Origin of the sequence: Streptomyces shaanxiensis (genome assembly GCF_039537145.1) — a bacterium.
GTDB lineage: Bacteria > Actinomycetota > Actinomycetes > Streptomycetales > Streptomycetaceae > Streptomyces > Streptomyces shaanxiensis.
Genome location: NZ_BAAAZY010000015.1, coordinates 1 through 23228 on the forward strand (window position 1 = coordinate 1; position 23228 = coordinate 23228).

General features: G+C 69.9%; 27 protein-coding genes, 1 tRNA gene and 1 pseudogene. 11 read left to right on the forward strand and 18 right to left on the reverse strand.

Features of this window, described 5'->3' with window-relative positions:
• On the reverse strand, positions 1-718 hold a 718-nt coding region (locus ABD932_RS29375), incomplete at its 3' end, for a DUF2510 domain-containing protein (protein WP_345017106.1).
• Between the two features lie 466 nt (positions 719-1184).
• On the opposite strand from ABD932_RS29375, the gene ABD932_RS29380 reads away from it, so the two are divergent.
• Positions 1185-1598 carry an SsgA family sporulation/cell division regulator gene (locus ABD932_RS29380; protein ID WP_345017108.1) on the forward strand — a complete coding sequence of 138 codons (414 nt, stop codon included), beginning with the start codon at positions 1185-1187 and terminating at the stop codon, positions 1596-1598.
• 19 nt (positions 1599-1617) lie between these two features.
• Here the strand turns inward: ABD932_RS29380 and ABD932_RS29385 are convergent, their stop codons facing one another.
• Positions 1618-3024, reverse strand: a complete 1407-nt coding sequence (locus tag ABD932_RS29385; protein ID WP_345017110.1) for an FAD-binding oxidoreductase — start codon at positions 3022-3024, stop codon at positions 1618-1620.
• A gap of 103 nt (positions 3025-3127) precedes the next feature.
• Between ABD932_RS29385 and ABD932_RS29390 the strand changes: the two genes are divergently transcribed.
• Positions 3128-4570: a tetratricopeptide repeat protein gene (locus ABD932_RS29390; RefSeq protein WP_345017112.1), complete on the forward strand. Its 1443-nt coding sequence runs from the start codon at positions 3128-3130 to the stop codon at positions 4568-4570.
• A gap of 15 nt (positions 4571-4585) precedes the next feature.
• On the opposite strand, the gene nthA is transcribed toward ABD932_RS29390, so the two are convergent.
• From nthA to hppD, 5 genes are all read right to left on the reverse strand, one after another.
• Positions 4586-5167, reverse strand: a complete 582-nt coding sequence (nthA, locus tag ABD932_RS29395) for a nitrile hydratase subunit alpha (protein ID WP_345017115.1) — start codon at positions 5165-5167, stop codon at positions 4586-4588.
• The gene (locus ABD932_RS29400) at positions 5157-5453 is read right to left on the reverse strand and encodes an SH3-like domain-containing protein (RefSeq protein WP_345017117.1); all 297 of its coding nucleotides are present in this window, start codon (positions 5451-5453) and stop codon (positions 5157-5159) included. Before ABD932_RS29400 ends, nthA begins: the two co-directional genes overlap by 11 nt.
• Positions 5446-5727 (reverse strand): hypothetical protein, encoded by a 282-nt coding sequence (locus ABD932_RS29405; RefSeq protein ID WP_345017119.1) that lies wholly within the window; start codon positions 5725-5727, stop codon positions 5446-5448. The genes ABD932_RS29400 and ABD932_RS29405 overlap by 8 nt, the downstream gene beginning before the upstream one ends.
• A 23-nt stretch (positions 5728-5750) precedes the next feature.
• On the reverse strand, positions 5751-6611 hold the full coding sequence (locus ABD932_RS29410; RefSeq protein ID WP_345017121.1) for a phage baseplate protein: 861 nt from the start codon (positions 6609-6611) through the stop codon (positions 5751-5753).
• Positions 6612-6757: 146 nt separating this feature from the next.
• The gene (hppD, locus tag ABD932_RS29415; protein ID WP_345017123.1) at positions 6758-7903 is read right to left on the reverse strand and encodes a 4-hydroxyphenylpyruvate dioxygenase; all 1146 of its coding nucleotides are present in this window, start codon (positions 7901-7903) and stop codon (positions 6758-6760) included.
• A 138-nt stretch (positions 7904-8041) separates the two neighbouring features.
• Between hppD and ABD932_RS29420 the strand changes: the two genes are divergently transcribed.
• The 7 genes from ABD932_RS29420 (at position 8042) to ABD932_RS29450 (ending at position 13186) form a co-directional block, all read left to right on the forward strand.
• Entirely contained in the window at positions 8042-8521 is a 480-nt protein-coding gene (locus ABD932_RS29420; RefSeq protein WP_345017280.1) for an Lrp/AsnC family transcriptional regulator, read from the forward strand.
• Between the two features lie 25 nt (positions 8522-8546).
• Positions 8547-9194, forward strand: coding sequence for an ABC transporter permease (locus ABD932_RS29425; protein ID WP_345017125.1), 648 nt, complete (start codon positions 8547-8549; stop codon positions 9192-9194).
• 34 nt (positions 9195-9228) lie between these two features.
• On the forward strand, positions 9229-10491 hold the full coding sequence (locus ABD932_RS29430; protein ID WP_345017282.1) for a betaine/proline/choline family ABC transporter ATP-binding protein: 1263 nt from the start codon (positions 9229-9231) through the stop codon (positions 10489-10491).
• Entirely contained in the window at positions 10488-11339 is an 852-nt protein-coding gene (locus ABD932_RS29435; RefSeq protein ID WP_345017127.1) for an ABC transporter permease, read from the forward strand. Before ABD932_RS29430 ends, ABD932_RS29435 begins: the two co-directional genes overlap by 4 nt.
• A gap of 101 nt (positions 11340-11440) precedes the next feature.
• The gene (locus ABD932_RS29440) at positions 11441-12322 is read left to right on the forward strand and encodes a glycine betaine ABC transporter substrate-binding protein (RefSeq protein ID WP_345017284.1); all 882 of its coding nucleotides are present in this window, start codon (positions 11441-11443) and stop codon (positions 12320-12322) included.
• A gap of 70 nt (positions 12323-12392) precedes the next feature.
• Positions 12393-12977 (forward strand): ArsR/SmtB family transcription factor, encoded by a 585-nt coding sequence (locus tag ABD932_RS29445; RefSeq protein ID WP_345017129.1) that lies wholly within the window; start codon positions 12393-12395, stop codon positions 12975-12977.
• A gap of 14 nt (positions 12978-12991) precedes the next feature.
• Entirely contained in the window at positions 12992-13186 is a 195-nt protein-coding gene (locus ABD932_RS29450) for a hypothetical protein (RefSeq protein WP_345017132.1), read from the forward strand.
• Here ABD932_RS29450 and ABD932_RS29455 read toward each other — a convergent pair.
• The 8 genes and pseudogenes from ABD932_RS29455 to ABD932_RS44055 form a co-directional block, all read right to left on the reverse strand.
• A complete protein-coding gene (locus tag ABD932_RS29455) occupies positions 13183-13974 on the reverse strand; it encodes a YlbL family protein (protein ID WP_345017134.1) in 792 nt (263 codons plus the stop codon). The two genes, ABD932_RS29450 and ABD932_RS29455, sit on opposite strands and share 4 nt — an antisense overlap.
• Positions 13975-14061: 87 nt before the next feature.
• Positions 14062-15174, reverse strand: coding sequence for an o-succinylbenzoate synthase (gene menC, locus ABD932_RS29460; protein ID WP_345017135.1), 1113 nt, complete (start codon positions 15172-15174; stop codon positions 14062-14064).
• Complete coding sequence (locus tag ABD932_RS29465; RefSeq protein ID WP_345017136.1) at positions 15171-16010, reverse strand: chorismate synthase; 840 nt, start codon at positions 16008-16010, stop codon at positions 15171-15173. Before ABD932_RS29465 ends, menC begins: the two co-directional genes overlap by 4 nt.
• Before the next feature lie 84 nt (positions 16011-16094).
• Positions 16095-16736: an IclR family transcriptional regulator gene (locus ABD932_RS29470; RefSeq protein ID WP_126392586.1), complete on the reverse strand. Its 642-nt coding sequence runs from the start codon at positions 16734-16736 to the stop codon at positions 16095-16097.
• Between the two features lie 324 nt (positions 16737-17060).
• Entirely contained in the window at positions 17061-18851 is a 1791-nt protein-coding gene (locus ABD932_RS29475; protein WP_345017141.1) for a DEAD/DEAH box helicase, read from the reverse strand.
• A gap of 140 nt (positions 18852-18991) precedes the next feature.
• Complete coding sequence (locus ABD932_RS29480; RefSeq protein WP_345017143.1) at positions 18992-19375, reverse strand: type II toxin-antitoxin system death-on-curing family toxin; 384 nt, start codon at positions 19373-19375, stop codon at positions 18992-18994.
• Complete coding sequence (locus ABD932_RS29485; protein WP_031478308.1) at positions 19376-19573, reverse strand: Arc family DNA-binding protein; 198 nt, start codon at positions 19571-19573, stop codon at positions 19376-19378. It abuts the gene before it with no gap.
• 51 nt (positions 19574-19624) lie between these two features.
• A pseudogene (locus ABD932_RS44055) lies at positions 19625-19927 on the reverse strand (MFS transporter); the annotation flags it as partial.
• Positions 19928-20366: 439 nt separating this feature from the next.
• On the opposite strand from ABD932_RS44055, the gene ABD932_RS29495 reads away from it, so the two are divergent.
• Positions 20367-20441, forward strand: a tRNA-Cys gene (locus ABD932_RS29495).
• Positions 20442-20522: 81 nt separating this feature from the next.
• On the opposite strand, the gene ABD932_RS29500 is transcribed toward ABD932_RS29495, so the two are convergent.
• Positions 20523-21131, reverse strand: coding sequence for a hypothetical protein (locus ABD932_RS29500; RefSeq protein ID WP_345017147.1), 609 nt, complete (start codon positions 21129-21131; stop codon positions 20523-20525).
• A gap of 165 nt (positions 21132-21296) precedes the next feature.
• On the opposite strand from ABD932_RS29500, the gene ABD932_RS29505 reads away from it, so the two are divergent.
• Complete coding sequence (locus ABD932_RS29505) at positions 21297-22064, forward strand: transposase (protein WP_345017149.1); 768 nt, start codon at positions 21297-21299, stop codon at positions 22062-22064.
• Positions 22065-22243: 179 nt separating this feature from the next.
• Here the strand turns inward: ABD932_RS29505 and ABD932_RS29510 are convergent, their stop codons facing one another.
• Together ABD932_RS29510 and ABD932_RS29515 are read right to left on the reverse strand one after the other, a co-directional pair.
• On the reverse strand, positions 22244-22702 hold the full coding sequence (locus tag ABD932_RS29510) for a hypothetical protein (RefSeq protein ID WP_217206513.1): 459 nt from the start codon (positions 22700-22702) through the stop codon (positions 22244-22246).
• Positions 22702-23226 (reverse strand): hypothetical protein, encoded by a 525-nt coding sequence (locus tag ABD932_RS29515; protein ID WP_345017152.1) that lies wholly within the window; start codon positions 23224-23226, stop codon positions 22702-22704. Before ABD932_RS29515 ends, ABD932_RS29510 begins: the two co-directional genes overlap by 1 nt.
• Between the last annotated feature and the right edge of the window lie 2 nt (positions 23227-23228).

Below are 23228 nucleotides of genomic sequence, written 5' to 3' on the forward strand. Positions count from 1 at the left end.
CGGCCGCGGAGGGGCGGCCCGCGTCCGGACGTGCGGCGCCCGGGCCGGCGGACGCGCCCGTGCTCCCGGCCTGCGCCCCGGCCGCCCCGCCCTGCTGCGGCGTGCGCGGGGACAGCGCGCGGATGGCCATGGTGCCGTCGACGGGCGCGGGGCCCGCGGGGTTCGGGATGCTGGGGGTGGCCTGCCCGGAAGCGCCGGCGGACGCTGCTCCCCCGGCTCCCGCGACCGGCCGGCGGATCATGAACGTGTCGCCGGAGGCGAGGCCTGCGGAGTCCGCTTCCGGCTCGGCAGAGGGGCTCGTCGCCGAGCCGTCCGGCTGGGCCGCGCGCGGGTCGGTGCCCGGCTGTGCGCCCCAGGAGACGCGGTGTTCCTGGTCACCGGCGAAACCGGACTGGCGCGAGGGGTCGGCGCCCCAGGCGGACGCCGGCTCGGGGCGGCTGCCGTGCCGGCCACCGTCGGGTGCGGGCTCCTGGGCCGACTCCTCGTCGAAGAAGTGCGGGCCGGTCTCCTCGACGGGGGCGGCCGCGGCGGCCGCGGGCTGGACAGGCTGCGCGCCCGGCGGCGGGGCGAGCGTTTCGCCGTCCGTCGGTGCCGGACGGCTGGTGCCCGGCACCCAGGAGGCACCGTTCCAGTACCGGACATATCCAGGAATGGACGGGTCCGGGTAATACCCATCGCGGGGCCTGTCGTCACCGGGGGCCGGGGTTGGGGCGCTCATGTCCGTCGTCCGGTATCTGCTCGAGGGTCTATTGGGGGCCTCCACATCTATCAGACGCACGCAACAAGCACCGCCGGTCCCGCAGGACCCACCCCTTTCCGGGCAACCTCGTACACGTACTTCACAAGGATCGGAACCCCGGCGCGGAACACCGGCAGCACTCGATCGGGGCTGAGACCCAGCGGCCTCTGTTGGGGCAACCACGCCCGTCCCCCGGCTGGGGGTCCGGGGGTTACCCCCCGGGAAAACACAGCCAGACGCACGCAACAAGCACCGCCGGTCCCGCAGGACCCACCCCTTTCCGGCAACCTCGTACACGTACTTCACAACGATCGGAACCCCGACGGGACAGGCCCGGAAAAAAATCTCCGCGAACCCGCGTAATGATCCGTCCCCCTCATCCCTCTCCACTCGTACGGGCCCGCCCAAAGGCCCCGCACACGTCACGGGAGAGGACATCCACGCCATGCACCACACCGTCATCGAGCGCGAGCTGGAGCTCAAGCTGATCCTGTCGCCGGAGCGGAGCGTCGCCGTGCCGGCCCGGCTGAGCTACCACAGCGACGATCCGTACGCCGTCCACGTCACCTTCCACATCAACTCCGAGCATCCCGTGCACTGGACCTTCTCCCGTGAGCTGCTCGTCGAGGGCGTGTTCCGGCCGTGCGGGCACGGGGACGTGCGGGTGTGGCCGACGAAGGTCGAGGGCCGCAGCGTCGTGCTGATGGCGCTGAGTTCGCCGGACGGGGACGCGCTGCTGGAGGCGCCGGCGGCCCAGGTGTCGGCCTGGCTGGAGCGGACCCTGCGGGTGGTGCCCCCGGGGTCCGAGGGCGAGCAGCTGGGGATCGACGACGCGCTCGACCAGTTGCTCGCCCAGTGAGACGTACCGCGGGGACGCGTCAGAACAGCTTTCCCGGGTTCAGGATGCCCAGCGGGTCGAAGGCCTGCTTGATCGCCCGCTGCATCTCGATCCCGACCGGGCCGATCTCGCGCGCCAGCCACTCCTTCTTCAGGACGCCCACGCCGTGCTCGCCGGTGATCGTGCCGCCGAGTTCCAGTCCGAGGGCCATGATCTCGTCGAAGGACTCGCGGGCGCGCCGGGACTCGTCGGGGTCGGCCGCGTCGAAGCACACGGTCGGGTGGGTGTTGCCGTCACCCGCGTGCGCGACGACCCCGATGGTGAGCTGGTGCTTGTCGGCGATCCGCTCGACGCCCTCGATCAGGTCGCCGAGCCTCGAGCGGGGCACGCACACGTCGTCGATCATCGTCACGCCGCGCACCGCTTCGAGTGCGGTGAGGGACAACCGCCGTGCCTGGAGGAGGAGTTCGGACTCGGCCGCGTCGTCCGCCGGGACCACCTGGGTGGCGCCGGCCGCCTCGCAGAGCGCGCCGACCGCGGCGAGGTCGGGGGCGGGGTCCGGGGTGTCGAAGGCGGCCAGGAGGAGGGCCTCCGTGGTCTCCGGCAGCCCCATGTGCGCCAGGTCGTTGACGGCTTTCACCGTCGTACGGTCCATGAGTTCGAGCAGTGACGGGACGTGCCCGCCGGCCATGATCCGGCACACCGCGTCGCAGGCGGCCGCCGCGGACGCGAACTCGGCGGCGAGCACCAGCTGCTGCGGCGGCTGCGGCTTCAGCGCCAGGACGGCCCGTACGACGATGCCGAGCGAGCCCTCGGAGCCGACGAAGAGGCGGGTCATGTCGTATCCCGCGACGCCCTTGGCCGTACGGCGGCCCGTGGTCATCAGGCGTCCGTCGGCGAGGACGACGTCCAGTCCGAGGACGTACTCCGCCGTCACCCCGTACTTCACACAGCACAGGCCCCCGGAGGCGGTGCCGATGTTGCCGCCGATGGTGCACATCTCCCAGCTGGACGGGTCCGGCGGGTAGTACAGGCCCAGCTCGTTCACCGCGCGGGAGAGGGTCGCGTTGATCACGCCGGGTTCGACGACCGCGATACGGTCGACCGGGTTGATCTCCAGGATGCGGTCCATCTTGGTCAGGGACAGCACGATGCAGCCGTCGGAGGCGTTGGCGCCGCCCGACAGGCCCGTGCGGGCGCCCTGCGGGACGACCGGGACGCGCAGTTCGGTGGCGGTGCGCATGACGTGCTGGACCTCTTCGACCGTGCGCGGGAGCACGACCACCGCCGGAGCGCCGGCCGGGCAGAAGCTGGCCATGTCGTTGGCGTAGGCGGCGGTGACGTCGGGGTCGGTCAGGACGGCCTCGGCGGGCAGACCCGCGAGCAGCCGCTCGGTGAGGTCACCCTGGGCCTGGTCGGGTGCGGTTTCGATACGGCTCATGATCACAGCGTGACACCCGGGGCCATCGGTGTGAACCCCGCGTACGGCAGCCGACGTAAGGCGGGTGTGGTCGTCGTATTGACGCCATCTTTCACGCACAGTGAGCGCCATGGAGAACGACGCCGTGCGGAACGAACAGGGCGTGCCGCAGAGCCGCCCGCGCATCCGACGACGGGTGCTGATCGCCTCGGTGGCGGGGTGTGCCGTGCTCGGCGGGGTGCTGACACTGTTGCCGTGGGGTTCGGGCGGGACCCGGACGGCCGCGCCGGCACCGGGGGCACAGGCGCTCACCGCCGTCACGACGGGCGTGCCGGCCGCACTGCCCGATCTGGCGGTGCTGATCGACGAGCGCGAGGCCCACCTGCGGGCGCATCCCAAGGACGCGAAGGCGTGGGCGGTGCTGGGGGCGGCGTATGTGGAGCAGGGGCGGCGGACCGCGGAACCGGCGAACTACCCGAAGGCCGAGAAGGCGCTGCGTACGTCGCTGAGGGTGCGGGAGTGGAACGCCGCGGCGTTGAACGGCATGGCGGCGCTGGCGAACGCGCGGCGGGACTTCCGGGCGGCGCGGAACTGGGGCGAGGCGGCGCTGAAGGCGGACCGGAAGCGGTGGACGACGTATCCGCAGCTGCTCGACGCGTACACGGGGATGGGCGACTACAAGGCGACCAAGCGGACGCTGGAGCAGATGCTGAAACTGGGCTCGGGGCCTGCCGTGCAGGCGCGGGCGGCGGCCGTCTACCGGGACCGGGGCCGGCGGGAGGACGCGGCGGCCGCGCTCTCCGACGCGGCGGCGGCCGCCCAGGCCCCCGCCGAGCGGGCGGCGTATCTCGAACGCGCCGGGCAACTCGCCTTCGAGCGCGGCGACATGGACGTGGCCCTGCGGTACTTCAAGGAGGCGGTACGCCTCGACCCCGACCAGCGGGCCGCGCTCGCCGGGCAGGGGCGGACGCTGGCGGCGCTGGGCCGCACGACGGAGGCGCTGAACGCCTACCGGGTGGCGCTCGCCAAGCAGCCGCTTCCCGAATACGCCCTGGAACTGGGCGAGTTGTACGAGTTGCTGGGGCTGGGACAGGCGGCGCGGGTGCAGTACGACCTGCTGCGCGAGCGCACGGCGCGGGCCGCGGCCGGCGGGGTCGACGAGGAGCTGGTCCTGGGCCTGTTCGAGGCCGACCACGGCGACCCGGAGTCGGCGGTGCGGCGACTGCGGGCCGAGTGGCGCCGCCAGCCGGGCATCGCGGTGGCCGACGCGCTGGGCTGGGCGCTGCACCGGGCCGGGGAGAACAAGGAGGCCCTGAAGTTCGCCCGGGTGGCGACCGACAAGGAGCGTGGGGGCACGGTGCGCAGCGCGCTGTACGTGTACCACCGGGGCATGATCGAGCGGGAGCTGGGGATGGGGTGGGCCGCGCGACGGCATCTGCAGGAGGCGCTGCGGATCAACCCGCGTTTCTCGCCGACGCGGGTGCCGTTGGCCGAGGCCGCGTTGGAGGCGTTGGGGGAGCCGTCGGCGTCGGAGCCCGTGCCGAAGACGGACAGGAAGACCGAACGGCGGTGACCTCCGAAGCGGCCTCTACAGCACCGCCGTACCGATGAGGGCGTTGCGCGTGACCAGCCCCGCCAGTTCCTCCTCGCTCATCCCCTCCGTGCCGTCCGGCCTGCGTGGCAGCACCATGTAGCGGGTCTCGGCGCTGGAGTCCCACACCGTGATCCGCGTGTCGGGAGGGAGCTCCAGGCCGAACTCCGCGAGGACCGCGCGGGGTTCGCGGACCACGCGGGAGCGGTAGGCCTCGGACTTGTACCAGCTGGGGGACGGGCCGAGGAGGCGCAGCGGGTAGCAGGAGCAGAGGGTGCAGACGATGACGTTGTGGGTCGTGGCCGTGTTCTCGACGACCCGCAGACGCTGGTACGAGCCCTCCATGCTGCCCAGTTCCCGGACGGCCGCCGTCCCGTCCGCCAGCAGACGGGACCTGAACGCCGCGTCGGTCCACGCCCGTGCGACGACCCGCGCCCCGTTCGCCGGCGAGGCGCCCGCGAGGAACGAGTCGATCGCCTCGTCCAGCTCCCCGCCCGTGAGCAGGCCCTTCTCCTCCAGCAGGGTCTCCAGGCGCCGCACCCGGCGGGCGATCGTCGCGTCGGAGTGGTCACCGCTCATCGGCCGCACCCTCTTCGTACTCCTCCAGATAGCTCTCCCACAGGTCCAGTACGACCTGGTGGTCGCCCTCGCCCCACAGATCACGCGCCTCGAACCGCACCGCGTACACCTGCTCCACCGGCGCGTCCCCACGCCCCCGCGCACTGACGTCGGCCAGTTCCGCCCGCCCTTCCGGCTCGACCACGACGCCCCGCTTTCCGCGCGCGTACCGGGGCAGCCGGGTGTGGTGCGGCGGGTCGTGGAGGTACGTCACCACGCGCGCCCCCGGTGCGAAACGGTCAGTCATCCAGCTCACCCGGCTCGATCACGCCCTTGCGTTCGAGGAGGGTGCGGATCGCCACGAACCAGCGCTCGTAGTACGACGCCGCCAGGTACTCCCCCGGCGGCATCGACTCGATCGCGTCCCGGAACTCGTTCAGGTTGAAGATCCCCTGCGCGCGCAGGGCGTTCATGAGCCCGAAGACGCGCGCTTCCCAGTCGGCGTGGAAGGGCTCGGAGTCGTCGGCGGTGTCGACGGGACCGAAGCCCTCGACGCCGCCGACGTCGTTGATCCTGGCCATGGGATCAGCGTACGGCCGCCTCCTCAGGCCTCGCCCGGCTTGAAGTAGATCGAGAACCTGCGTGCCCCCTCCGGCCCGGACCCGAGCCCCAGGCACAGCCGGGCCCCGGAGCCGTGGCGGACGGCGAGGCCCTCCGGTTCGCGGTGGTCGAGGGAGTGGCCGGCCTCGGTGCGCTGCCGGTCGAGCAGTTCGCCGGTGCGCACGTCGAGGCAGGAGAGGTAGGCGTTGCCGCGCCGGGCGGCCGGGTTCTTCTTGGTGTCGTACGCGGTGCCGGCCAGCTGGTAGAGGCGGTCGCCGTGCAGGGCGAACCCCTGGAAGGGGACCTCGGGGTCGGGGTGCAGGCCGGTCTGCGGGAAGTCGGCGACGGGGTCGGCGTAGTCGCGGGCGACGAAGGCGTCCAGGTCCCAGACGCGGTAGCGGGGCTCGCCGTCGATGCGGTGGCGCAGGGCGATGCGGCGCGAGGCCGTGCAGACCGACGGCTGGTTGTGGGTGGAGCCCGGGATCGGGTGGCGGACCTTGACGTCCTCGCGGGTGCGGACGGCGCCGTCGGAGAAGCGGAAGCGGGTGACGCCACGGCCGTATCCGCCCTTGGCGTCGGCCTCGGTCCAGATCCACACGGTGCCGTCGGAGGCGTGCTGCACGCCGATGCCGACGCCGTGCCCGAAGCCGCGCAGCTCCATGTGGCCGAGCCGCTTGCCCCGGTAGTCGAGCCTGTTCAGGAACAGGTCGCCGGCCGGGCCGCCGCCGCGGCGGAGCTGAAGGACGTACAGGTGCTGGTTGACCTCGTCGAAGGCGAACGACTGCAGGAGCGTGGGCTCCTTGAGCGTGTCCTTCTGCCACAGCCAGCGCTCGGACGGTGTGGACAGGTCGAAGCGGTCGGCCACTCTGCTCTCCCGGGTCGTGCGGGCGCCCCCGTGGCGCCCGCACGACTGGAGAGGCCTGATGGCCAGAAATGGTTGCGCTTTCTACAAACTCACAGGATTCGCAGGACGCGCAGGATTCGCGGGCCGCACAGGCGTCCCGCGACGCCTCAGAGGTTGCCGCGCTTGGCCTGCTCCCGCTCGATCGCCTCGAACAGCGCCTTGAAGTTGCCCTTGCCGAAGCCCATCGAGCCGTGCCGCTCGATGATCTCGAAGAAGACGGTCGGACGATCCTGGACCGGCTTGGTGAAGATCTGCAGCAGATAGCCGTCCTCGTCGCGGTCGGCGAGGATCTTCAGCTCGCGCAGGGTCTCGACGGGCAACCGGGTGTCGCCGACCCACTCGCCGAGGGTGTCGTAGTACGAGTCCGGGGTGTCGAGGAACTGGACGCCGCCCGCGCGCATCGTGCGGACCGTCTGCACGATGTCGTTGGTGTTCAGCGCGATGTGCTGGACGCCCGCGCCGCCGTAGAACTCCAGGTACTCGTCGATCTGGGACTTCTTCTTGGCGATGGCGGGCTCGTTGATCGGGAACTTGACCTTGAGCGTGCCGTCGGCCACGACCTTCGACATCAGCGCGCTGTACTCGGTCGCGATGTCGTCGCCCACGAACTCCTTCATGTTCGTGAAGCCCATGACCTTGTTGTAGAAGCCGACCCATTCGTTCATGCGGCCGAGCTCGACGTTGCCGACGCAGTGGTCGATGGCCTGGAAGGTGCGCTGGGCGGGCGGCTCGACCATCGGCGCGGCGGAGACGAAGCCCGGCAGGTACGGGCCCTCGTAGCCGGTGCGCTCGACGAGCGTGTGGCGGGTCTCCCCGTACGTCGCGATCGCGGCCAGGACGACGGTGCCGTGCTCGTCCTTCAGCTCGTAGGGCTCGGTCACCGAGCGGGCGCCGTGTTCGAGGGCGTAGGCGTACGCGGCGCGCGCGTCCGGGACCTCGATGGCGAGGTCGACGACCCCGTCACCGTGCTCGGCCACGTGCTGGGCGAGGAAGTGGCCCCAGGTCGTGGCGGGCTTGATGACGGAGGTGAGGACGAACCGGGCCGAGCCGTTCTCCAGCACGTAGCTCGCGGTCTCGCGGCTGCCGTTCTCCGGTCCGGAGTAGGCGACCAGCCGCATGCCGAAGGCGGTCGAGTAGTAGTGCGCCGCCTGCTTGGCGTTGCCCACGGCGAAGACGACCGCGTCCATTCCCTTGACCGGGAAGGGGTCGGCCTGCCGGGCGGTGTCGGGAGTGTGGTGTGTGGTCTGCGTCATAGGCGCAGCCTCACTCCCGCATGGCAAGGTGCGCAATAGTTCGCTCATTCACTGGGCAATATGACCGGTGCAATGCTCGTTTCTGCGGGCTCTCTGTACAGGATGACCACTGCGACTCAGGAGAAGGAGCAGGCTGCTGTGGCGATCGATCATCTGGACGGGCGGATCATCGTGCTGCTGGCGCGGGAACCGCGGATCGGGGTGCTGGAGATGTCCCGGCGGCTGGGGGTGGCCCGCGGGACGGTGCAGGCGCGGCTCGACCGGCTTCAGTCGAACGGAGTCATCCGCGGATTCGGCCCGCAGGTGGATCCGGCCGCGCTCGGCTATCCGGTCACCGCCTTCGCCACGCTGCAGATCCGGCAGGGGCAAGGGGCCGACGTACGGGCCCACTTGGCGACCGTGCCCGAGGTGCTGGAGCTGCACACGACCACCGGCACCGGGGACATGATGTGCCGTCTCGTGGCGCGCTCCAACGCCGATCTCCAGCGTGTGATCGACCTGGTTGTCGGTTTCGATGGGATCGTCCGGGCCTCCACGGCGATCGTGATGGAGAACCCCGTCCCGCTGCGGATCATCCCGTTGGTGGAGCAGGCGGCGGAGGACCGGGAGAGCAGTTAGCCGCTACCTGGTGGGGTGAGTCCGCGTGACCTTCTGGGAGTACCTGGGCAACCGCCACCAGCAGCTGCTGACCGACGCCTACCAACACGCCAGCGCCGTCTTCCAGTGCATGGTCGTGGCGACCCTGCTCGGGGTGCTGATCGGTGTCGTCACCTACCAGAGCGGATGGGCCGGCAACCTCGCCACCCTGTCCACCTCGACCATTCTGACCATTCCGTCGCTCGCCATGATCGGTCTGCTCATCCCGATCGTGGGGCTGGGCGTACCGCCCACGGTGATCGCGCTGACGCTGTACGGGCTGCTGCCGATCGTGCGCAACTCGATCGTCGGCCTGCGCGGGGTCGATCCGTCACTCGTGGACGCGGCCCGGGGAATCGGGATGTCCCGGCTCACCCGGCTGCTCAGGGTGGAGCTGCCGCTGGCCTGGCCGCCGATCCTGACCGGGATCCGGGTCTCGACGCAGATGCTGATGGGCATCGCGGCGATCGCGGCGTACGCCTCCGGCCCCGGCCTGGGCAACGTGATCTTCCGCGGCCTCGCCTCGCTGGGCAGCGCGAACGCGCTCAACCAGGTCCTCGCGGGCACGCTCGGGATCATCGTCCTGGCGCTGCTGTTCGACGCCGCGTACGTCCTGATCGGACGGCTGACCATTCCCAGGGGGATCCGTGTCTGAGACCAGGGGATCCGTGTCCGGGACCGGGGGATCCGTGTCCGAGACCGGCCACCAGGGGGGCGACGGCAGTGGCCATCACGGTGCCTCCATCGAGCTGGAGAGCCTGACCAAGCGGTATCCCGGCAGTCCGCAGCCGGCCGTGGACAACGTGAGCATGGAGATCAAGGCGGGCGAGGTGGTCATCTTCGTCGGCCCCTCCGGCTGCGGGAAGTCGACCACGCTCAAGATGATCAACCGGCTGATCGAACCGACCGGTGGCCGCATCCGCATCGGCGGCGAGGACGTCACCGACATCGACCCGGTGAAGCTGCGCCGCAAGGTCGGCTACGCGATCCAGTCCGCCGGGCTCTTCCCGCACATGACGGTCGCGCAGAACATCGCACTCGTACCGAGGATGATCGGCTGGCCGAAGCCGCGGATCAGCTCACGGGTCGAGGAGCTGCTCGACCTGGTCGGCCTCGATCCGGGCGAGTTCCACGGCCGCTATCCGCGTCAGCTCTCCGGCGGCCAGCAGCAACGGGTGGGCGTGGCCAGGGCGTTGGCCGCCGACCCCCCGGTCCTCCTCATGGACGAGCCGTTCGGCGCGGTCGACCCGATCACCCGCGACCACCTCCAGGACGAGCTGATCCGACTCCAGCACGAACTGCACAAGACGATCGTCTTCGTCACGCACGACTTCGACGAGGCGATCAAGCTCGGTGACCGTATCGCCGTGCTGCGCGAACGGTCGCACATCGCTCAGTTCGACACCCCGGAGGCGATCCTCACCAACCCGGCGGACGACTTCGTGTCCGGGTTCGTGGGCGCGGGCGCGGCGCTGAAGCGGCTGAACCTGACCCGCGTACGGGATGTGGAGATCACCGACTATCCGACGGCGGGCGTCGACGACCCGCTCCAGGAGATCTTCAACCGGCTGCGGGCGAGCGGGACGAACGAGGTGCTGCTGCTCGACCGGCGCGGGCGGCCGTACAAGTGGCTCAGACACGGCGACATGATGCGGGCCAAGGGTTCGCTGGCGCGGGCGGGCACGCTCGTGCACGACACGGTGACCCGGGACGCGACCCTGCGGGACGCGCTGGAGGCGGTGCTGACGGACAGCACGGGCCGGGTGGCCGTGACCGGGCGGCGCGGGGAGTACACGGGCGTCGTCGACATGGAGACGCTCATGAACTCCGTGCACGAGCTGCTGGAGGCCGACCGGCTGGAGGCGCTGGAGGCGCAGCACGAACTGGAGACGGCCCGGGCCGACCGGACACATGCCGAGCAGGAGGGCGACGGAGGGGGGAAGAAGGCGTGAGCGCTCCCGAGGCCCCCGACCTGAAGGCGACGGACGGGGAGACGGACGAGGAGACGGACGAGGAATCGGGCGCGGAGACCGCACAGGCAGCCCCCGCCCCGCCGAGGGCGCCCGCACGGAGGGTGAGCTGGCAGAAGCTGACCTTCGTGCCCGCTTTCCTCGTCGCCATGCTGCTCGCGACCTGGCTGTGGTTCCAGCAGGCCGACCTCGACCCGGTCTCCGAGAACGCGCTGTCGAACGGCCAGGTCTCGCAGGCCCTGTGGGAGCACGTCCAACTCACGGTGATCTCCACGTTCTTCGTGCTGATCATCGCGATCCCGCTGGGCATCCTGCTGACGCGGCGAACGTTCCGGAAAGCGACCCCGGTGGCCATGGCGATCGCCAACATGGGCCAGGCGACCCCCGCGATCGGCCTCCTCGCCCTGCTGGTGATCTGGCTGGGCATCGGCCGCCGGGCCGCCCTGATCGGCATGATCGCCTACGCCGTCCTGCCCGTGCTGTCCAACACGATCGCCGGCCTCAAGGCGAACGACCCGACCCTGCTGGAGGCGGCACGCGGCATCGGCATGTCCCCCACGGGCGTGCTGACACGGGTGGAACTGCCGCTGGCGGTCCCCCTGATCCTGGCGGGCGTACGCACGGCCCTGGTCCTCAATGTCGGTACGGCGACCCTGGCGGTCTTCGGCGGAGGCGGCGGCCTGGGCGTCCTGATCACAGCCGGCATCACCAATCAGCGCATGCCGGTACTGGTCCTGGGCTCGATCCTCACAGTCGCCCTCGCCCTCCTGGTGGACTGGCTGGCATCACTGGCGGAAGTGCTCCTGCGGCCTCGGGGGTTGGAGACGTGAGACGGCTGGTGGGCGGGGCGGCGACGAGGCGGCGCACGGCCCTGCTGGTGGCCGGGCTGCTGGTGGTCGCCCCGGGGTGTGGTCTGACCAGTGGCTCCCCCATGGTCGACGACGTGCGGCCCGGCACGATCGGGCAGGGGGAGCCGCTGGAGGGTGCCGAGCTGACGGTGACGTCGAAGTCGTTCACCGAGCAGCTCATCCTCGGCGCGATCATGGGCATCGCCTTCGAGGCGGCCGGCGCGGAGGTGCTCGACCGCACCGGCATCCAGGGCTCGATCGGCAGCCGCGAGGCGGTGCGCAAGGGCGACGCGGACGCCGGGTACGAGTACACGGGCACGGCCTGGATCACGTACCTGGGCCGCAGCGAGCCCATCACCGACCCGCACGAGCAGTGGGAGGCGGTGCGCGACGCCGACGCGAAGAACGGGGTGACCTGGCTGCCGCCGTCCGCGCTGGACAACACCTACGCCCTGGCGATGAACCAGGAGAACCACAAGAAGTACCGCACGAACGACCTCTCCCAGGTCGCCGCGCTGTCCAAGTCCGACCCCGCCGCGGTGACGCTGTGCGTGGAGGTCGAGTTCGCCAACCGGGCGGACGGGCTGCCGGGCATGCAGAAGGCGTACGGGATGAACGTGCCGACGAAGAACATCACCCAGATGGACACCGGGATCATCTACACCCAGGCTGCGAAGGGGAGTTGCACCTACGGCGAGGTCTTCACGACGGACGGCCGCATCAAGTCCATGAACCTCGTGGTCATGGACGACAACAAGCACTTCTTCCCCAACTACAACGTCGCGCCGATGATCAACACCAAGACCCTGAAGAAGTGGCCGGCCATCCCCGAGGTGCTCGACCCGATCACCAGGAAGCTGAACAACACGGTGGCGCAGGACCTGAACGCGAAGGTGGATGTGGACGGTGAGGATCCGCATCAGGTGGCGCTGGACTGGATGAAGGCGGAGGGATTCGTGAAGTAGGGCCGCTTACAAAGGAGTTGATGCAAAGGAGTGCTTGCAAAGGGTTCTTTGCAAGGATACCTTTGCATGCATGACGGAGTCCGACCAGCCCAAGGTTCACGACCTCGACGCCCGTTCCCTGCGCGGGCTCGCCCACCCCCTGCGCATGCGGCTGCTCGACGCCCTGCGCTTCGGCGGACCGGCCACCGCGTCCCAACTCGCCGAGAAACTGGGCGAGTCCAGCGGAGCCACCAGCTATCACCTACGCCAGCTCGCGACACACGGCTTCGTCGAGGACGACGCCGAGCGGGGCAAGGGGCGGGAGCGGTGGTGGAAGGCGGCCGTGCAGGGGCTGCGGTTCGACGACGCCCTCCTGCACGACCCCAGCCCCGAGGTACGCGGAGCCGCCGACCTGTATCTGCACGAGGTCGCCACCACGCAGGCCCGGGAGCTGTCGACCTATCTCGGCACCCGTGCGGAGTGGTCGGAGGCGTGGAACGGCAGCACGGACATGAGCAGCATGACGCTCCGCCTGACCCCGCAGCTCGCGAGCGAACTGACCCACAAGATGCACGAGTTGGTCGACAGCTACCGCGATCTGCCCGGCATCGAGGACGCCCCCGACGTGAGCACCGTCCGCGTGCAGACCCGCGCCTTCCCCCTCAGCACGGACTGAAAGGCAGCCGCCCGATGCAGCATCCCGAGACCAGCCTCGCCCTGCACCACGCCCGCGCCGCCGACCTCCGCGCCCAAGCCGACGCCCACCGCCTGGCCGCCCGGGCCAGAAAGCCGTACGAGATCCGGACCCGCCTCGGCTGGACCCTCGTGGAAGTCGGCCTGCGCCTCGCCACTCCGGCGGGGCGGCAGCCGGCCCTTGTCTCCTAGCAGCTCGGAATCGAGCCCTTCCCCGACTCCAGCGCCTCCAGGGCGCTCACCGCGCCCTTGAGCGTGGTCACCGGGATCAGCCGCAGCCCCTTCGGCAGTTCCGCCTCCGCGTCGGAGCACTCCGCCTTGGGCACCAGGAAGACCGTCGCCCCGTCCCGCTTGGCCGCCTGCGTCTTCAGGGACACACCGCCGACCGCGCCGACCTTTCCGGCGGCGTCGATCGTGCCCGTACCGGCGATGGTGCGGCCGCCGGTGAGGTCGCCGCCGTCGGCGTCGCCGTTCAGCTTGTCGACGATCCCCAGGGAGAACAGCAGGCCGGCGCTGGGGCCGCCCACGTCCGCGAGCTTCAGCGTGACCTTGATGTTCTTGTCGGTGAGGTCCAGGTAGTTCAGCGCGGCCTCGGTCGCGGCGTCCTGGGACTCCTTCATCTGCTCGGTGTTGTACTTCTCGATCTCCTGGGTGCTGCGGCCGCTCGGATAGACCGAGTCGCGCGGCATGACCGCCTTGTCCGTACGGAACCAGGCGTCGACCACGTCGCCGAGCGTCACGTCCGTGTCGGGGGACGTGGCCTCGATGGTCGTCATCCGCAGCTGACCGCTCGTGTCCCGGGTCGGCGCACCGGAGATGGTGATCACCGGGTCGCCCTTGTTCTCACCGAGTACGTCGGCCGTCAGCCCGGGCTGCGTCAGCGAGAACGGCAGCGGCGCGAAGGCCGCCGTGGCGAGCAGGGCCACGACCGGCAGGGCGCAGACGGCGACGGCCCGGGGGCGCGTGAGACGAGAGAACACGGGATCAATCTAACGTGACGGCGAGTTCCGGCCAGGCGCAGGTCGGAGCTGCCAAGGTTGCCCCATTCAGGTCACATGCGGGTCTCGTCAGACGGCCGTGTACAGATCTCTGCGCCCCTTGGTGAAGCGCCGCAGCGCGTCCGGCAACGGCTCCACCCCGATGCCCGGCGACCGCGGCACCGGCAGATGCCCGTCGACCAGCACGAACGGCTCGGTGATGTCCTCGGCGAAGTAGCGGCTGGACGCCGACGTGTCCCCGGGGAGCGTGCAGCCGGGCAGGGCGGCGAGCGCCAGGTTCGGCGCGCGTCCGATGCCGGTCTCCAGCATGCCGCCGCACCACACCGGCACCCCGTGCGCGTGCGCGATGTCATGCACCCGCCGGGCCTCCAGGTATCCGCCGACCCGCGCGGGCTTCACGTTCACCACCCGGCAGGCGTCCATCGCGATCGCGGACGCGGTGTCACGGGCGTTGTGCAGGGACTCGTCGAGGCAGACGGGGGTCGCGAGCCGCTGCTGGAGGCGGGCGTGGGCGTACAGGTTGTTCTCCGCGAGCGGCTCCTCGATCAGCAGCAGCCCGAACGCGTCCAGCCGCCGCAGATGCTCGGCGTCCGCGAGCGTGTACGCCGTGTTGGCGTCGACCTGGAGCGGCAGCCCGTCCCCGAAGCGCTCGCGCACGGCCCGCACCGGCTCCAGATCCCAGCCGGGCTCGATCTTCAGCTTGATCCGGACGTAGCCGTCGGCGAGATACCCCTCGACGGCGTCCAGCAGCTCACCGACACTCTCCTTGATCCCGACCGACACCCCGGCCGGCACCCGCTCCCGCACCGCCCCGAGATACGTGGCCAGCGGCATCCCGTACGACCGCAGCTCCGCGTCGAGGACGGCCGTCTCCAGCGCCGCCTTCGCCAGCTCGTGCCCCTTGATCCCGTCCAGCACCGGGGCGAGGTGGGCCGTGCCGAGCACGGGGAGGGCGGCGACGCGCGGCAGCAGGAAGTCACGCAGCACGATCTCCGCGCCGGCCACGAACTCCGAGCAGTACAGCGGCTCGGGGTCGCCCGCGAACTCCGACCAGCCCTCGGCCGCGTCCGTGACGACGTGCAGCAGGAAGGTGTCCTTCGTCGTCATCGTGCCGAAGGAGGTACGGAAGGGGCTGACGAGGGGGATCGCGACGTGGACGATCTCGACGCGTTCGAGTTTCACGCGGAAGCCTCCCGGCGGGTGAGCGTGTACCAGCCGTCCCGGGACATCCCCGTCGCCGTGAACCCGTCGGCGAAGGCCTTGGTGAACACCTCCCGCACGGCCCGCCGCCAGCGCAGCGCGAGCGCGGGATCGGCGGCCCGCAGCGCGACGATGTCGTCCGGAACGCGACACCATATGTACCGGTCGTCGAGGTCACGGCAGGCGAGCGCATCGCCGTCGGGGGCGGTGTGGGTGGCGGGGGCGGCACGGCGGTCGCCCACCTGGCCCGCTCGTTCGCCCACCTGGCCCGTTCGCCCGCCCGCCCGATCCGCTCGTTCGCCCGCCGGATCCGTTTGTCCGTACGACGGTGACGGCGCCGTGAGGTCCCAGGTCACCGCCAGCCGGTCGCTCTCGTCGCCGTCGTTCACGCCGTCGGTCATGGGGCCGTAGAAGTCGACGAGGTAGTCGGTCCCCTCGGCGCCCAGCTTGACCAGGTTGAAGCGGGCGTTACGGCCGACCAGCGGGTCGAAGGTCCAGCGCATGGTCCGGGCGCCGTGCTCCAGGGCCCACGCCCGCTGGGCCTGCTTGACCTGGAACCCGAGCCCTCGGTCGGCGGCGGTGAGCAGGGAGTACGTCCCTCTCGACACGGGCGGCCCGAACACCGCGACGGACGCCCCGGCCAGCCTCTCCCCGTCGTACGCCGCATGCACCGCGCCGCCCGCGTGGGCGAGGCTGTTCAGCGTCTCGGGCAGTAACGGCGGAGCGCTTCGGGGCGACCCCCACACGTCGCAGAAGAAGTCGGCGACGGCGGCGAACCCGGCGACATCGTGGACGGTGCGGATGCTGAGTGAGGTCATGAGTCGAGTGTCGGAGCCGACGACGGCCCCGTACAGGGCGCGTGTCCGACGGACGGCCGCACCCCGTACACCGCTCCGCGGACCTCAGCGCAACGCTTCGGCGACCTCCCGAGCCGCATCGACCACCCGAGGCCCCACCCGTTCCGGCACCGCGTCCGCCAGCATCACCACACCCACGCTGCCTTCGACGCCCGTCACGCCCAGCAGCGGCGCGGCCGCACCACTCGCGCCCGCCTCCAGCTCACCGTGGGTCAGGGTGTACCCGGGCTCCTCCGCCGGCTGCCGCCGGGCGGCGAGTATCGCCCGCCCCGCGGCCCCGCGGTCCAGCGGGTGCCGGAAGCCGGCCCGGTAGGCCACGTGATAGTCCGTCCACGTCGGCTCGACGACGGCGACGGCCAGCGCCTCCGCTCCGTCCACCAGCGTCAGATGTGCCGTCGCCCCGATGTCCTCGGCCAGCGAACGCAGCGCCGGCAACGCGGCCTCGCGGACCAGCGGATGCACCTGCCGTCCCAGTCGCAGCACCCCGAGCCCCACCCGGGCGCGGCCGCCCAGGTCGCGCCGTACGAGTGCGTGCTGTTCGAGCGTGGCAAGCAGCCGGTACACGACGGTCCGGTTCACGCCCAGCTTGTTGGATAGCTCGGTGACGGTCAGCCCGTGGTCCGTGTCGGCCAGCAGTTTGAGGACGCGCAGTCCTCGGTCGAGCGTCTGAGAGGTCTCCGCGGTCACGACGCCCACTCCTTAAGTGGTGAGGTCGGCGGGCCCCCTCGCGGCGGATGCGTCACAGAGTCCCGTCAGTGACGCGCTTCAGAGGCCGCCGATCGGCCGGCGGCCCGGCCTGTACCGGACCGCGTCGCTTCACGGCTGCGCTCCGCGGCGGCGCTGCCACGGGGCGTGTGCGTAGCGGGACATTAGCGAAGCCGGTTCGCTGAGCGGAAGACTCCGTCCAGAATCCGGGCAGTGACGGGTACGGACCACTCCCGTTTGCCCTGGTACGTACGGCGCGCGGCGCCGTCACCACGCCGGGCACTGCGCCGGGCACCGCACCGGGCGTCACCTCATCCGGGTGGCCCACTCCTGCACCTTGGCGATGCGCTGCCGCAACTGCCCCGCCGTGGCCTCGGCGCTCGGCGGCCCCCCGCACACCCGGCGCAGCTCGGTGTGGATGACCCCGTGCGGCTTGCCGCTCTGGTGGACGTACGCGCTGACCATGGTGTTCAGCTGCTTCCGCAGCTCCATCATCTCCTTGTGGGAGACGACGGGGCGCCGCTCGGCCGGCAGCTCCAGCAGGTCGGCCTCGGAGTCCGGCTTCTTGCGGCTGTGCGCTATCTGCCGCGCCTGCCGCTTCTGCAGCAGCATCTGCACCTGGTCGGGTTCGAGGAGTCCCGGGATGCCGAGGTAGTCCTGCTCCTCCTCGCTCCCCGGGTGGGCCTGCATGCCGAACTCGGCACCGTCGTAGAGCACCCGGTCGAAGACGGCCTCGGACTCCAGCGCCTCGAAGGAGAACTGCTCCTGCTCGCCGGTGTCCTCGTCCTGCTCCTTGTTCGCCTCCTCCATCTCCTTCTCGGACTCGGCGTACGGGTCCTCCTCGCCCTCCTTCTTCGGCTTGTCGAGGGCGTGGTCGCGCTCGACCTCCATCTCGTTGGCGAAGGTGAGGAGATCGGGGACGGTCGGCAGGAAGACGGACGCGGTCTCGCCGCGCCGCCGGGACCGTACGAAACGGCCGACGGCCTGGGCGAAGAAGAGGGGGGTGGAGATGGTGGTGGCGTACACCCCGACCGCGAGCCTCGGGACGTCGACGCCTTCCGACACCATCCGGACCGCGACCATCCAGCGGTCGTTGCTGCCGCTGAAGTCGTCGATCCGCTTGGACGCGCCCGTGTCGTCGGAGAGCACGAGGGTCGCCTTGGACCCCGTGATCTCGCGGATCAGCTTCGCGTAGGCGCGGGCGGAGTCCTGGTCCGAGGCGATGACCAGAGCGCCCGCGTCCGGGATGGCCTTCCTGACCTCGGTCAGCCGCTGGTCGGCGGCGCGCAGCACGCTCGGCATCCACTCGCCGCGCGGATCCAGCGCCGTACGCCACGCCTGGCTGATCGCGTCCTTGGTCATCGGCTCGCCGAGGCGGGCGGCGATCTCGTCCCCCGCCTTGGTCCGCCAGCGCATGTTGCCGCTGTAGGAAAGGAAGATGACGGGCCGCACGACATGGTCGGCCAGCGCGTTGCCGTAGCCGTAGGTGTAGTCGGCGGCGGACCGCCGGATCCCGTCGTTCCCCTCCTCGTACGTGACGAAGGGGATGGGGTTGGTGTCGGACCGGAACGGCGTACCGGTGAGGGCGAGCCGCCGGGTGGCCGGCTCGAACGCCTCCAGGCAGGCCTCGCCCCAGGACTTGGAGTCACCGGCGTGATGGATCTCGTCGAGGATGACCAGGGTCTTGCGCTGCTCGACGCGGTTGCGGTGCAGCATCGGCCGGACACCGACACCGGCGTACGTCACGGCGACGCCCTGGTAGTCCTTGCCGAGCGGACCTGCGCTGTACTCGGGGTCCAGCTTGATGCCTATCCGCGCGGCCGCCTCCGCCCACTGCTTCTTCAGGTGCTCGGTCGGCGCGACCACGGTGACCTGCTGCACGACATGGTGGTGCAGCAGCCAGGAGGCGAGGGTGAGCGCGAAGGTCGTCTTCCCGGCACCGGGCGTGGCGACCGCGAGGAAGTCACGCGGCTGCTCCTGGATGTACTTCTCCATCGCCCCCTGCTGCCAGGCACGCAGCTTGCTGGCGGTGCCCCAGGGGGCGCGGCCGGGGAAGGCGGGGGAAAGGTGGTGGGAGGAGGCGGCGGTGGTAGTCACGGTCTCCGTAAAGGGGGTTGGGCGGCTCGGCGAACGGGGTGTTGGCGACTCGGCTACGTATGACAACCGGGCCACCCTACCGGCGGCCCGGTTGTGTCAACGTGCGGACTGGGCCGGGTCGACCGCGGGTGGGATCGACGTCACATGGACTCGTGCAGAGCCCTCAGTCTCCGGGCGATCAATCCCACATCGTCCAAGCCACCCGACGCCACTTCGATGACGAGCTTGTACGACTCGTCCTGGTCAACGCCGAGCATCTCAGTGCCGTTGAAGTCGAGGAACACGACCGTGGACATCCACGCCATACGCTTATTGCCGTCCACCAAGGGGGGGTTGACGGCGAGCGACTGCAGCAGGGCGGCGGCCTTCTCGAACAGGTCCGTGTACGCCTCGACGCCGAACATCTGAGACCGGGGGCGATGCACGGCCGAGCTGAGCAGACCCAGGTCGCGCACGGCGACCTCCTGCCCCCCGCAGGCCAGCTCGGCCAGGTCCAGGACCTCCTGGACCGTGAGGTACTTCACTTACTCCCCCAGCCGCCGCAGCAGGTCGGCATGCGCCGCCGCGTACTTCGCTCCGAGGCGACGCACCGTGGCCCGGTCCGCCTCCTGCTCCAGATACCGGTCGATCGCCTGAAGCACTATGGCGTGCATACTGCGCCCCTCCTCCTCGGCACGCAGCTTGAGCGCCTCCTGCTGATCGTCACGAAGACGAAGGTTCATAGCCATACCACAACGGTACCAAAAGTGGGGCCATTATGGTACCAGGCGCCGCTAGGTGGCCCGCAATCGCGTGGTCACCCAAGCCCCCACCAACGCCACCCCCGCCATCGGCAGGAACACCACCGCGAACGCCGCCGGATGCGAACCGGCCGCCTCCGTCGCCGCATGGCTCACCGCGCCGCCGCCCAGGGCCGCGAACGCGGCGCCGCCGGCGGCCAGCAGGACGACGTTGGACAGGGCGTCGGAGATCTGGAGGGCGGCGGAGTTGGTGCCGGCCTCCTCAGGGGCGGAGAGATGGAGCAGGAGCACGCCGGCGGAGGAGATCACCAGCCCAAGCACCATCCCGAACAGGCTGGTGGTGAAGTACCCCGAGAACGCGAAGGCGTACAACGACACCCCGTCCAGCTCCCGCGCGGCGACCGGCATGGCCGTCCCGACGGCGGTCGCCTCGAAGGCGATGAGCAGCACGACGGAGACGATCCCGATGCTGAGGGCCCGATAGGACCGGCCCAGCACGGTCTCCTCGGACTCGGGGACCGAGGGGACATCGGAACTCTTCGCAACACCGGTGTCACGCGGCTCAAGGACACTCATGCCCGCCAGCGTAAGGGCCACAACCCACTTTGACCCCTGTCGGGAGACGGCTCCGACCTGGGACCTTGGTCGTACGACCGGAGTTTCATGAACGCGGTATGGCAGTCCCGTTGCAGGGCCCACGATTCCCTTGAGCCACCCCCGGACCCGCCCGTACGGTCGAACCACTGACCAAGGCCGAACACCCGAAGTCAGCGATGGCCGTGTGCCCGAGTGGTTCAGGGGCTCGCCTGCAAAGCGAGTTACGTGGGTTCGATTCCCGCCACGGCCTCCATTGCCTGACCAGGCAAAACGAAAGGGCGGCACCCTGGAAGGGGTGCCGCCCTTTGGTCGTCCGTCTCAGTTTCCGTCTCAGTTAGGCTTCTGAAGCAGGAGGAACGCCGCCTAGTACGACCTCCGGGTTGGCCACAGCTTCGGTCGCTGCCTGCACGAAGGCGATATGCACGGCCCCCATCTTCCTCACGCGCTCCCACTCGGCCCGAGCCTGCTCGGCTGAATCGTCATCCTCACGAATGAACGCCCGCCGCCACCGCGATAGGCAATGGAACGCTTCGTATACGCGCTCCCATAGCTCTGCGGCCGGTGCCCGGACTCCCTCTGGACCAAGCATCTGGATAAGCACGTTAGCGCTGGTGACCGCGTTTGCTGGCGCTCCAATATCAACTGGGATCGGGTCGGCATCGGTGCTGGGCCAATTGAGCATGCGGGACATCTGCGTGGTGGCGACGGCGAACTCGTCGAATGCGACGAGCAAGGCTCTGTAAGCCTGTAGCCGCTGCTCACGCAGCCAGTGTTCATGCTCGTTGAGGGCCTGTTCCCGTACCTGCTTCTCTGTAGCCCTTGCCGTCGTCTCTGCCCCGATGCGCGCTCCACGCATAGCCGCAGCCCCTCCGATGACGGCGCCGCCCAGCGCCCCCACAAGCCCCACTCCAGCAGTCACGAGCGCCACTATCTCCGCATCCATAGCTGCAGGATGCCGTTCTTCCCTGCAACCCATCGGCACTCGAGCGAGAAGCGTGAGATGCCCTGCTGAGGGCGCCTCACGCTTCTTAAGGAAGCCAAGCGTTGTCTCAAGCGTCGCCTAGAGGTTGTCCCGTAACCGGTGTGGCGGTTGGTGCGTTGGCTGGGCATGGGTGGGGTGATCTCAGCGGATGATCCGAAGTGGATCGAGCCGTTCTCCGGGCTGACCGAGTCGCAGTTCACCAGGCTGGTGGCGCTGGTGCGGCGTCGCGGTGGTGACATTCAGCGCGGCCGTCCCTGGCGCCTGCCACTGGAGAACCGGGTGTTGCTGGTGGCGACGTACTGGCGCACGAACCTGACATTGCGGCAGGTGGCGCCGTTGTTCGGGGTCTCGAAGTCTGCGGCCGACCGCATCCTCGATCACCTGGCGCCCTTGCTGGCCATCTCGCCGGCCCGCAGGCCCCGCAAGGACATCGTCTATATCGTCGACGGCACCCTCGTGCCCACCCGTGACCGCAGCGTGGCCGCCTCCAGCAAGAACTACCGCTACTCGACCAACCTGCAGGTCGTCATCGACGCCAACAGCCGCCTGGTCGTGGCGATCGGCCTCCCGCTGCCCGGCAGCCGCAACGACTGCCGGGCATTCACCGAGTCCGGCGTCGACCGGGCCTGCCGCGGCACACCGACCATCGCCGACGGCGGCTACCAGGGCACCGGCCTTCTCATCCCGCACCGCAGACGACGTGGCCAGACGCACCTCAGCCCGCAGCAGGAGGCGGAGAACACGGTCCATCGCCGGGCACGAGCCCGCGTGGAACACGCCCTGTCCAGGCTGAAGAACTGGAAGATCCTGCGCGACTGCCGCCTCAAGGGCAACGGCGTTCACCAGGCCATGCTCGGCATCGCCCGGCTACACAACCTGGCCCTCACCCGATAACTCACGCCCCATACGGGACAACCTCTAGCCGACCACGTCTGGCGCGTCATACTCACCGATGAACAGCGCAACCGCAGGCTGTATCAAGCCGGTTGACAGATACAGAGCCACCCCGGGTTTGTTGGAGGCTCCGGCCTGCCCCGCGTTGGGTGGATGCTCACGGGGGCTTCGCCATGGCGTCAGCTGTGGACGGTCTGTCTCACACCGTCCTTGTCGGTGATGTCCACGGACATACGCCACCTCGTCCGCTTGTCGACCGTGACGGTGATCTCACTGCCGAACTTTCGGCCGTTCAGATCCTTCGCCTTGATGCTGGCGCCGTACGTGGCGTCGTCGTGGCAGTCGCCGACGTCGGCATTCAGCGCCGTCCCGTTACGGACCACGAGACCCCCTGCGGGTCCGAGGCAGGTGTAGCGCACGCCGAGTTCGGCAATCCGGTCGGCAGATACAGGCAGTTTGACCGTACCGGGTCCGAGGCGGCCAGGTTTCTTTTCACCGCCGTCGGGGTGGTCCGGATCGGACACCCGTGGGACGGCCGACTCGGTGGAGGTGGGGGCCGGGCGGGGTGCGGCGTTCTCGCTGCACCCGGCGGCCAGGACGACGATGACCGGCAGTACGGCCAGACGTGTTCTGCGCATCAGTTCGTTCCGTGCCAGGTTTCGCGACCCTCGTAGACCAGCCGCGCTTCTCCGCTGCGTATCACCCTGGTGGTGCAGTCGGGCCGCGTCTCGTTGTAGTTCCACTTCGTGTACTTGACCTTCACACCCGCGTGAAGGTAACCATGCCTCATCGTGTCCGGCACCTTCCACGACCACGTGTAGGTCGAGCTGTTCGTCCACTGCCACGCGAAATGGTAGTCGAACTGCGCCTCCGCCTTGGCGAAGACCACCTTCGCTTCGCCCGAGATTGATCCGCCCACGGTGGACGTCGTCGTCTTTCCCTTGTGGAAGGTGATGCTGATTGTCGTACCGCTATCACCTCCGGATCGGGGTTCCATGTCCCTGTAGTAGTTGTGGCTGCCGGAGAAGTCGTATCCCCGGTCCGGCGGACACACCAGGGGACCGACCCCCTCGCGTGTGTCCGCCGACGCGGGTGCGATGCCTATGCCGGTGAGTACGACGGCGGCGCAGCCGGCTGTGATGATCCTGGGCGCGAGGCGCACGT